This is a genomic window from Actinokineospora spheciospongiae, assembly GCF_003182415.1.
Classification (GTDB): domain Bacteria; phylum Actinomycetota; class Actinomycetes; order Mycobacteriales; family Pseudonocardiaceae; genus Actinokineospora; species Actinokineospora spheciospongiae.
On record NZ_QHCP01000007.1, the window covers coordinates 381,555 to 390,745 of the forward strand.

The 9,191-nt window shown below is 74.2% G+C and carries 4 protein-coding genes and 1 pseudogene; 2 read left to right on the top strand and 3 right to left on the bottom strand.

The features are described 5' to 3' along the window. Positions 1-13: 13 nt before the first annotated feature. Together DFQ13_RS20920 and DFQ13_RS20925 are read right to left on the bottom strand one after the other, a co-directional pair. Positions 14-400, bottom strand: coding sequence for a hypothetical protein (locus DFQ13_RS20920; RefSeq protein WP_052021124.1), 387 nt, complete (start codon positions 398-400; stop codon positions 14-16). A 105-nt stretch (positions 401-505) separates the two neighbouring features. Then, on the bottom strand, positions 506-1,048 hold the full coding sequence (locus tag DFQ13_RS20925; RefSeq protein WP_052021123.1) for a hypothetical protein: 543 nt from the start codon (positions 1,046-1,048) through the stop codon (positions 506-508). 227 nt (positions 1,049-1,275) lie between these two features. Here DFQ13_RS20925 and DFQ13_RS20930 point away from each other — a divergent pair, with 227 nt between their 5' ends. Together DFQ13_RS20930 and DFQ13_RS20935 are read left to right on the top strand one after the other, a co-directional pair. Continuing rightward, on the top strand, positions 1,276-2,451 hold the full coding sequence (locus DFQ13_RS20930) for a sensor histidine kinase (protein WP_052021122.1): 1,176 nt from the start codon (positions 1,276-1,278) through the stop codon (positions 2,449-2,451). Beyond that, on the top strand, positions 2,448-3,089 hold the full coding sequence (locus DFQ13_RS20935) for a response regulator (protein WP_035282201.1): 642 nt from the start codon (positions 2,448-2,450) through the stop codon (positions 3,087-3,089). Before DFQ13_RS20930 ends, DFQ13_RS20935 begins: the two co-directional genes overlap by 4 nt. A gap of 88 nt (positions 3,090-3,177) precedes the next feature. Here DFQ13_RS20935 and DFQ13_RS20940 read toward each other — a convergent pair. Beyond that, positions 3,178-9,126: pseudogene (locus tag DFQ13_RS20940) on the bottom strand (SDR family NAD(P)-dependent oxidoreductase); the annotation flags it as partial. Between the last annotated feature and the right edge of the window lie 65 nt (positions 9,127-9,191).

The window sequence follows — 9,191 nt, forward strand, 5'->3', positions numbered from 1 at the left end:
GGCCGGGGTGGGGCTATGAGCAGAGCTTGCGGAGTTCGCGCAGGTTGGAGCTGACCTGTTCGGCGATCTGGAGCAGGTCCCTGGCCTTGTCGGCGCGGGCCTCCATGATGGCGGCGTAGCCGCCCGCGAGCTTCTCCAGGATGCGCTTCGCGCGGTTGTCCTCGGTGCTCTGGGCCAGGCTGCGGAAGCGCTCGGCCTTCTCCCTGGCATCGCTGCGCATCTTCTCGGGGTCGCGGATGCTGGGAATCCAGTCCATGTTGCCCGCGGCCTCCAGGCAGACCGACGGGGCCTTCTCGTTCGCGCCCGCGGTGGCGCCGCCCGCCGCCGAGGAGTCGATCGGCTTGCAGCCGACCAGGAACAGCGCCGCGGCCGCCAGGGCCGCCACCACCAACGCACGCATGAGCACACACTCCTTTGTCCGTGACACGTCCCCGCCGGTGGCGGGCCTCGTCTGGTGGTGCGGTTGGCCCGCGGCGCACGGGGGCGCCGCGGGCCGGGGACCGGGCTACGCGGCCGCGGTCGCCTCCTGGCGGTCGCTGCCGGAGCTGAGGCGGGCCGAGCGGACCCAGGTGCCGACGGTGCGGACCAGGACCATCGTCATGGCCATCAGGACGAAGAACGCGGCCAGGCCCTTGGGCTCGATGCTGTTCTCCATCAGGAACTTCGCCACGCTGCGGCCGAAGGAGTCCACGTTCTCCAGCGCCCAGATGAACGCCAGACGGCCGAGCAGGACCACGAGCCAGATCAGCAGGTACGGCAGACCGGCGCGGGTGTAGGACTTGCCCTTGGCGTGGTCGCGCTCGACCCGCATCGTGGCCAGCAGGCCGAAGCCGATGCCGAGCCCGATGGCGGTGCCGATGGCGGCGGCGAGCACGTTGGGGGTGGTGATGCTCATGCCGCGCAGCACGTCCCAGCCGACGAACACCACGAGTGCCAGCGGCAGCAGGATCTTGATGATGCCGAACTTGTGCCTGCCGACCTGGGTGAACAACACGATCGCCAGGAGCACACCGCTGAGCATGAGCGCGTCGCGCATGCTGTCGCTCACGGGCCACCTCCAGTTTCCTCGTCGTGGGGTGTCACTGACAGTGCCCCTGAATACGGGATCGAGCCTAGGCAGCGGGGGCGTCCGGGCACTCCCCTCGGCGGTGGACTCGGTGGTGGAGATGCGGGGGCGGGTGGAGGGCGTTCTCCACCCCGGATCTCCACCCCGGAGCCGACCTTGGCCCGCGCGCCGGTCGTTACCGTCGACGGGGCCGGAACGAGGAGACCCGATTGATCAGCAGCCTGCCCAAGTGGGCGGCCCCCCTGACCAGCAGGCCGCCCCGCGTGTGGTTGCTCCTGCGGTTCGCGGGACTGGTCGTCGTCGTGGTCACCGTGCTGCGCGGGGACCCCGGTCAGAGCGCGACCACCACCGCGGTGCTGTGGGCGGCCGTCGTGGTCGCCGTGGTCGCGTGCGCGTGCTGGACCTTCGGGCCGCTGCGCGGGGTGCGCTGGTCGCTGGCGGCGATGCTGGTGGCGTTTGGGGTGATGATCGCCCTGGTGCCCGACAGCGCGGCCTCGGTGATGGGCGGCACCATCGCCTACTCGGCCGGGTTCGACCTGCACGTCCGCGACTCGGGGCGCATCGTCGCCGCCGGTTCCTCCGGCCTGGTCCTGGCGGCGCTGTTCCTGCACAGCAGCCCGGGGCGGCTGCTGCTGGTGCTGGTGTTCGCGCTGATGTGGTGGGCGGGCCTGAGCCACCAGCAGTACGTGGTGCGCGCCGAGCAGGCCGAACGGCTGCTGGCCGAGGGCAAGCGGGCCGCCGAGGCGTCGGCGACCGCGGCGGCGCTGGCCGAGCGGGCGCGCATCGCCAGGGAGATCCACGACATCCTGGCGCACTCGCTGGCCGCCCTGGCCATCCAACTGGAGGCGGTGGACGCCACCCTGGCCACGCACCCGGACGCCGAGACCGACCCGGTGCTGCGCGCCGCCGCCCTGCGGCTGGCCCGGTCGCTGCGGTTGACCAGGGACGGGCTGGTGGAGACCCGGCGGGCCGTGCACGCCCTGCGCGAGGACGCGGTGCCGCTGCCGGAACTGGTGGAGGCCCTGGCCGGGACCTACCGGGACGAGGGCGAACAACCGGTGCGCATCAGCGTCGTCGGCGAGCCCTTCCCGCTGTCGGCGCAGGCCGGGCTGACCACCTACCGGGTGGTGCAGGAGGCGCTGACCAACGCGCGCAAGCACGCGCCCGAGTCGGAGGTGGCGGTGGAGGTGCGCTACGGCGACACCGAGGTCGAGGTCAGCATCACCACCGCCCTGCCCGGCAGCGGGGCGGACCGGCCGCTGACCGGCACCGGCGCGGGCCTGGGCCTGATCGGCCTGCACGAGCGCGCCGAGCTGGCGGGCGGGCGGATGAGCAGCGGCCCGGTCGGCGGGAACTGGTGCGTGTCGGTGGTGATCCCCGCGTGAGCACCCCGGTCACCGTCCTGGTCGCCGACGACCAGGCCGTCATCCGCGAGGGCCTGGTGCTGCTGCTGGGCGCCCACCCCGGCATCGCCGTCGTCGGCGAGGCGGGCGACGGGGCGGGGGCCGTGCGCGAGGTGGCCCGGTGCGGCCCCGACGTCGTGCTGATGGACCTGAACATGCCCGGGGTGGACGGCATCACCGCCACGGCCGCCATCCGGGCCGAGTTCCCCGCCACCCAGGTCGTGGTCCTGACGACCTACGCCGACGACGAGTCCGCGTTGCGGGCGCTGCGGGCGGGGGCGTTGGGGTTCCTGACCAAGTCCGCGAGCCGCGAGCAGATCGCCCGTGCGGTGTTCGCGGCGGCGGCTGGGCAGGCGGTGCTGGACGGGGACGTGCAGCGGGCCCTGCTGGAGGCGGCTTCGCGGGCGCCCCGGGCGGACGCCGGGGTGGCGGCCCGGTTGACCGAGCGGGAGTTGGACGTGCTGGACCTGGTGGCTGCCGGGCTGAGCAATCGGCAGATCGCCCAGGAGTTGGCTCTGGCGGAGGCCACGGTGAAGACGCACATCAATCGGATCTACACGAAGACCGGGTGTCGGGATCGGGAGCACGCGGCGCGGTACTCGCGCGGCGGGCGGGTGTGACGCTGCTCGGCTCCGAGGACGAGTCCCCTCCGCGACGGAGGTCGGCCCGCGGCGGATTTCCCGCCGCGGGCCGACTTCCGTTGTGGGGTCAGGCCTGGGTGGTGACCCACTCGTGGACGCGCAGGGCGGTGGTGGCCGCGTGTTCGTCCATCATGGAGAAGTGGTCGCCGGGGGTTTCCTCGCTGGTGTGGTCGAGCTTCCAGGTGGCCCGCCAGGCGGAGTCGCGGCGCCAGGCGGGGAGGGGGTCGGCGGCGCGGAGCAGGAGGGTCGGGGTGGTGATGGGCTTGGCGTTCCAGGTGCCGAACATGTCGAAGTAGCCGCCCATCGCGGTCATCCTCAGGTCGCCGCCGACGCCGTTGTCCTCGCCCGCCATGCCGTCGGCGAGTTTGGGTTGGATGCCGTTGAAGACCTTCTGGTTGCGGGGGTAGGTGTCGATCAGGGCGAGGGCCGACGGGGGTGAGCCCAGGGTTTCCAGGTGTCCGGCCAGGGCGTGGGCGATGGGGCCGCCGGAGGAGTGGGCGGCCAGGGCGAACGGGGCGCCGCCGAGGTCGCGCAGGAGGGTGTCGGCCAGGGAGCGGATCAGGGCGTCGATGGTGGCGGGCATCCGCTCGCCGGGGAGGAAACCCGGCAGGGGCAGTGCCGAGACGGGCCGGGTGCCGCGCAGGGCGGCGGCGAAGCGGGCGTACTCGTGCGGGCCGGACATGGCCAGCACCGACGGCACGCACACCAGGGTGGGCACCTCCGCCGGTCCGGCGGCCACGGGGACCAAGGCCTGGGGCCTGCCCACCTCCGCCGGGTCGGTGAAGGTGGGGCGGAACGACGAGGCCATGACCAGCAGGCCGACGAACTCCTGCAGGCGCTTGGCGTCGATGGCCTTCTTCGCCATGGGGCCGAACGTGGACGCCTCGCCGACCGGGGCCCGGGTGGCGCCCGGCGCGTCGGTGACGAGCCCGGCCAGGTGTTCGGCCAGGGCGGCGGGGGTCGGGTGCTCGAACACCACCGTCGTGGGCAGGCGGACGCCCGCGGCGGCGCCGAGGCGGTTGCGCAGTTCGACGGCGGTCAGCGAGTCGAAGCCCAGTTCGGGGAAGGCGGCGGTGGGGGCGACGGCCTCGGGGCCGGTCATGCCCAGGACGGCGGCGACCTGCTCGCGGACGAACGCCAGGACCACCGGCCCGCGCTCGGCGTCGGGGACGCCCGCGAGCCTGCGGCGCAGCGCGTCCGCCCCGGCGGGGGCGGCGGTGGCGCGCTGGGGCAGGGCGCGGATCAGGCCGCTGAGCAGCGGCGGCACCCCGAGCGGACCGGCCTGGGCGCGCAGCGCGGGCAGGTCGAGCTTGACCGGGGCCAGCAGGGCGCGGTCGCGCACAGAGGAGTCGAGTGCGCCCACCGCGTCGAACAGGGACAGGCCCTCCCCGGTGGTGATGGCGCCGATGCCCGCGCGGGCGATGCGGTCGAGGTCGGCGTCGACCAGGTCGCCGGTCATGCCGCTGCGGTCGGCCCAGTAGCCCCAGGCCACCGACGTGGCGGGCAGGCCGAGGGAGCGGCGGTGCGCGGCGAAGGCGTCCAGGAAGGCGTTGGCGGCGGCGTAGTTGGCCTGGCCGGGGTTGCCGAAGACACCCGCGGCCGAGGAGAACAGCACGAACGCCGTCAGGTCCAGGTCCTTCGTGGACTCGTGCAGGTTGAGCGCGGCGTGCGCCTTGGGGCGCATGACCCGCTCCAGCGACTCCGGGGTCAGGTCGGTGAGGACCCCGTCGTCGAGGACGCCCGCGCTGTGCACGACCGCGGTCAGCGGGTGCTCGGCGGGCACCGAGGCGATCAGGGCGTCGACCGCCTCGCGGTCGGCGGTGTCGCAGGCGGCGACGGTGGCCGTGGCGCCGAGGTCGGCCAGTTCGGCGACCAGTTCGGCCGCGCCGGGGGCCGCCGCGCCCCGGCGGCTGGTCAGCAGCAGGTGCCGGACGCCGTGCGCGGTGACCAGGTGGCGGGCCACGAGGGCGCCGATGGTGCCCAGGGCTCCGGTGACCAGGACGGTGCCGCCGGGGGTGAAGGACCAGCCCGCGCCTTCCTCTGGGGCGGCGGGTCGGGCCAGGCGGGGGCCGTGCGCCGTGCCGCCGCGCACGGCGACCTGGGGTTCCCCGGTGGCCAGGGCGGTCGGCACGACCGCTTCAACGCCGGTGTCGGCTTCGAGGTCGACCAGGACCAGGCGGTCGGGGTGCTCGGACTGCGCCGAGCGCACCAGGCCCCACACCGCGGCGTGGGCCAGGTCGGTGGCGTCGCTGCCCGCCACAGCCACGGCGCCGCGGGTGACCACGGCCAGGCGGCGGTCGGCGGTGGCCGGGTCGGCCAGCCACTCCTGGAGCCGGGAGAGCACGAGCCCGGTCAGGGCCGTGGCCTCGGCGGCGGAACCCTCGGCGCTGGCGGGCACCACATGGGTGTCGACGGGGCGCGGGTCGGCGGCGCCCGCGGTCAGCGGCACCCAGTCGAGCTGGAAGAGGGCGTCGCGCAGCGGGGAGGCGGCGGGGACGAGCTGGTCGGGGGTGACCGGGCGGACGGCGAGCTGCTCGATGGTGGCCACGGGCAGGCCCGCGGCGTCGGCGACGCGCAGCGCCACTCCCCCGTCCACCGGGGACAGCCGCACGCGCAGCGCACCCGCGCCGGTCGCGTGCACGCGGACCCCGCGCCAGGCGAACGGCAGGCTCATGCGCCCGCTGTCCTCGGCGCCCGCGGCGGCGGTGGCGTGCAGGGCGGCGTCGAGCAGGGCCGGGTGCAGGCCGAACCCGGCCGCGGCGGTGTCCTCGGGCAGGGCGACCTCGGCGCACACGTCGGTGCCGTCGCGCCAGGCCGCGCGCAGGCCCTGGAAGACCGGCCCGTAAGCCAGGCCCGCGGCGGCGAGTTCGGGGTAGAGGCCGGTGACGTCGACCGGCTCCGCGCCGGGTGGGGGCCAGGCGGTGAGGTCGAAGTCGGGTGCGGCGGTGGCGGCGGTGAGGGTGCCGGTGGCGTGCCGGGTCCAGGGTTCGTCGTCGTCGGCGCGGGAGTGGATGGAGACCGGCCGGGCACCGGTGTCGTCGGGGGCACCCACGGTGATCTGCACGGACACGGCGTCGTCGGTGAACAGCAGCGGGGCTTCCAGGGTCAGGTCCTCGACCGCCCCGCAGTCCACCCGGGCCCCGGCGTGCGCGGCCAGTTCGACGAAGGCCGTGCCGGGCAGCAGCACCGTGTCCCAGACGGCGTGGTCGGCCAACCAGTCGTGCGTGCGCAGCGACAGCCGACCCGTCAGCAGCAGCCCGTCGGAGTCGGCCAGGGCGACGACCGCGCCGAGCAGCGGGTGGTCGGCGGCGCCGAGGCCGTAACCGGCGGGGTCGCCCGCCACCTCCGGGACGTCGAGCCAGTACCGCTGCCGCTGGAACGGGTAGGTGGGCAGGTCCACCAACGCACCCGAGGGCACAACGCTCGACCAGTCCACCGGGGCGCCGTGGGTCCACGCCTCCCCCAGACTGCGCACAACCCGGTCCAGACCACCCTCGTCGCGGCGCAGGCTGCCGACCACACCGGCCTCGCTGGCGGCGTCTTCGATCACCTCGGAGATCGCCACGGACAGCACCGGGTGCGGAGACACCTCCACCACCACGGCAGTACCCGGCAGAGCAGCACGCAGGGCGGCCTCGAACTCCACCGGCTCCCGCATGTTCCGGTACCAGTACTCAGCACCCATCCCAGCGGTGTCGAACAGCTCGCCGGTCACCGTGGAAAAGAACGGGACCTGCGAACTCGTCGGCAGAACCGGCGCCATGTCCGCGAGAAGCTGCTCCCGCAACCCGTCCACCTGCGGGGAGTGCCCAGCGGTGTCCACACCGGGGATGCGCCGGGCGCGGATACCCTCAGCCTCGAACTCGGCCACCATCTTGTCCAAAGTGGCCGGATCACCCGCGACAGCGCAGGAGCCGGGGCTGTTCACCGCAGCGACAGCGAGCACATCGGACCACTTGCCGATCCGCTCACGCACCTGGTCCGCCGGGGCCAGGACCGACGCCATCCCACCCTTGCCCGACAGGGTCAGCCACAACTTCGACCGCAGAGCCACGACCCGCGCCGCATCTTGGAGCGACAGCCCCCCGGCGATGTAGGCCGCCGCGATCTCACCCTGGGAGTGCCCCACCACCGCAGCAGGCTTCACACCGAACGACTGCCACACCCGGGCAAGCGAGACCATCATGGTGAACAGCACCGGCTGCACCACGTCAATGCGTTCCAACGATTCCCCAGTGCGCAGGACGTGCGTCACCGAGAAGTCGACGAACTCCGCAAACGCTTTCTCGCACTCCGCCACCGAAGCGGCGAACACCGGCGAGGAATCCAGCAGTTCCCGGCCCATGGCGATCCACTGCGAGCCCTGACCCGGGAACACGAAGACAACGCGGTCCCCCGGCTTGGCGGTGGTGACCTGCACGGTGTCGTCACCGGGCCACACCACGGAACGGAACGGGAACACCGACCGGTTGGCCAGCGTCCACGCCACGTCCGCCGGGTCGGCGGTGGTGCCGCGCAGGGCGGTGGCCCGCTCGTACGCGGCGGCCTCGGTGGTGCCGGAGACCGGCCACGGCGCCACCGCGCCCAGCGGCCGGGCGGGGACCTCCGCCCCCTCCTCCGGTTCCGCGTACTCCGGGGCCTGCTCGACGATGACGTGCGCGTTGGTGCCGGAAATGCCGAACGACGACACCGCCGCCCGGCGCGGCCGGTCCGCCTCCGGCCACGGCTGGGCCTCGGTGAGCAGCCGCACCGCCCCCGCAGACCAGTCGACGTGGGTGGACGGCTCGTCGACGTGCAGGGTCTTGGGCAGCACCCCGTGGCGCAGGGCCATGACCACCTTGATGATGCCGCCGACCCCGGCGGCGGCCTGGGTGTGCCCGACGTTGGACTTGAACGAGCCCAGCCACAGCGGGCGCTCCGGGGCCCGGTCGCGGCCGTAGGTGGCCAGGACGGCCTGGGCCTCGATGGGGTCGCCGAGCGGGGTGCCGGTGCCGTGCGCCTCGACGGCGTCGACGTCGGCGGTGGTCAGGCCCGCGTTGGCCAGCGCCTGGGTGATGACCCGCTGCTGCGACGGCCCGTTGGGGGCGGTGAGCCCGTTGGAGGCGCCGTCCTGGTTGACCGCCGAGCCCCGGATGACGGCCAGCACGCGGTGGCCGTTGCGGCGGGCGTCGGACAGCCGTTCCAACAGGACGATTCCGGCGCCCTCGGAGAACCCGGTGCCGTCGGCGGCCTCGGCGAACGCCTTGCACCGGCCGTCGGCGGCGAGCCCGCGCTGGCGGCTGATCTCGATGAACGACCCCGGGGTGCACATCACGGTGACCCCGCCTGCCAGGGCCATCCCGCACTCGCCCTGGCGCAGGGCGGTGACCGCCAGGTGCAGCGCCACCAGCGACGACGAGCACGCGGTGTCCACGGTGACCGCCGGTCCCTCCAGGCCCAGGGTGTAGGCGACGCGGCCGGAGACGACGCTGCCGGACCCGCCGGTGCTCAGGAACCCCTCGACGCCCTCGGGGACCGCCGGGAGCCGGGTGACGTAGTCGTTGTTGTTCATCAGCCCGGAGAACACGCCGATGCGGCTGGTGCGCAGCCCCGCCGGGTCGATGCCCGCCCGCTCGAACGCCTCCCAGGACACCTCCAGCAGCAGCCGCTGCTGCGGGTCCATCGCCAGCGCCTCGCGGGGGGAGATGCCGAAGAAACGCGGGTCGAACCCGGCGACGTCGTCGAGGAACCCCGCCTCGCGGGCGTAGCAGGTGCCGGGGGTGGCCGGGTCCGGGTCGTAGAGCCGTTCCAGGTCCCAGCCCCGGTCGGTGGGGAACGGGCCGACGCCGTCGCGGCCCTCGGCGACCATCCGCCACAGGTCCTCCGGCGAGGCCACCCCGCCGGGGTAGCGGCAGGCCATGCCGACCACGGCGATCGGCTCGTGCGCCCGCTCCTGCTCCTCCCGCAGGCGCTGGCGGGTCTGGTGCAGGTCGGCGGTGACCTGCTTGAGGAAGTAGCGGAGCTTCTCCTCGTTGGTGCTCGGCTTGTCCGCGTTGGACATCGTGGTCGGTCCCCTCGGGTGGCGCTGGGCGGTCGGGCAGG